The sequence below is a fragment of the Streptomyces prasinopilosus genome (assembly GCF_001419695.1).
GTDB classification, from domain to species: Bacteria; Actinomycetota; Actinomycetes; order Streptomycetales; family Streptomycetaceae; genus Streptomyces; species Streptomyces prasinopilosus.
Genome location: NZ_LIRG01000955.1, coordinates 1 through 1,396, shown reverse-complemented (window position 1 = coordinate 1,396; position 1,396 = coordinate 1). Strand labels below are relative to the sequence as shown.

Annotated in this window: 1 protein-coding gene; it reads left to right on the top strand. The window is 73.1% G+C overall.

Going from position 1 to position 1,396, the window contains the following annotated elements; genetic code table 11:
• Positions 1-415 precede the first annotated feature (415 nt).
• Positions 416-1,279, top strand: a complete 864-nt coding sequence (locus AOK18_RS28975) for a C40 family peptidase (protein ID WP_055696240.1) — start codon at positions 416-418, stop codon at positions 1,277-1,279.
• The last annotated feature ends 117 nt before the right edge of the window (positions 1,280-1,396 follow it).

The following is a 1,396-nucleotide window of genomic DNA, read 5'->3' as shown; positions in this document are numbered from 1 at the left end:
CCGCGACCGCACCGCCCCGCGACGCGGTGACGGCGCGGACGCGGTCCGGATGCCGCCCGGGCGCGTCGCGGGGCGGTGCGGTCGCGGTCCGGCCTCGGTCCGCAGGCGGTGCGAACGCGACACCCGCCGCAATCCCCCCTCAACCCGTCCGCGGCTCGCGCATCGGACGCGACGACAGGGGTGACCGTTCCGTGACCTCCGCCACATCCGCCGCGAGGGCGCGGAAGGAGGGCTTGGCCAATCGTTTCAACCGATGGTAGGCGCGGGGCAATTCGGACGTAAAGACGAAAGGCCGTGATCACGGGCCCATCACCCCGCGCCCGCAATGTCCGTTACGGCGTCAATAAAGAGACCCGCGACCGACTTTCGGTGCCGCGATTGAACAACTGTGGCGCAGCACACGTTTCTTGTGGATATGAAGGAGCCCCTGGTACCGGTTGTTCCCATGTCCCACACCGCTCACATACGAAGCCACCGGAAACCCCGCCGCGCCGCACAGTCCACGATGGCGATGCGGGCCGGAGTTGCCGGTGGCGTCCTCGGCACCCTGGCCGTGGCCGGGGCGTCGGCCTCGGCGGTCGCCGCGGAGCCGGTGACCCAGACCCTCTCACTCCCCACCCTGACGGCCGACCTGTCCACCCAGGTCGCCCAGTCCGCGGAGGCCACCCAGCAGGCCGCCGCGAACTACCAGCTGCAGGCCGAGCGCGACGCCGCCGCCGCCGAGGCGGCCAAGGTGGCCAAGGCCGACCTCGCCGAGGCCAAGGAGAAGGCCGAGGCGAGGAAGAAGGCCGCCGAGGAGGCCCGCAAGGCCGCCGCGGAGCGCGCCACCCGTGACGCGGAGCGCGTCACCCTCACCGCCGACGCGGACACCGCGGGCACCACGAGCACGGCGGCCTCCACGGCCACCGCCTCCGCGCCCGCCGGCGGCAGCGTCGCGACGGTGATCTCCTTCCTCAAGGCGCAGGTGGGCGACGCCTACGTCATGGGCGCGACGGGCCCCAACGCCTGGGACTGCTCCAGCCTGGTGCAGGCCGCGTTCAAGCAGGTCGGCGTCGACCTCCCGCGCGTCTCGCAGGACCAGTCGACGGTCGGCACCGACGTCTCCCTGTCCAGCCTCCAGGTCGGCGACATCCTGTACTGGGGCGGCAAGGGCTCGGCGTACCACACGGGCGTCTACATCGGCAACGGCCAGTACCTGGACGCCGCCAACCCCTCCAAGGGCGTCGTCATCCAGGACCTCTCCGGCTACCCCGCCTCGGGTGCCGTGCGCGTGCTCTGAGCCGCGCCCGTACGGAACGGAGGGCCGCTGCCGCTCGGGGGCGGCGGCCCTTCCGCACGCCCTCCGTCCGTTCCCGAGCGCACCGTCCCCCCGCGCGCCGTCCCCTCCCCGCGCGGC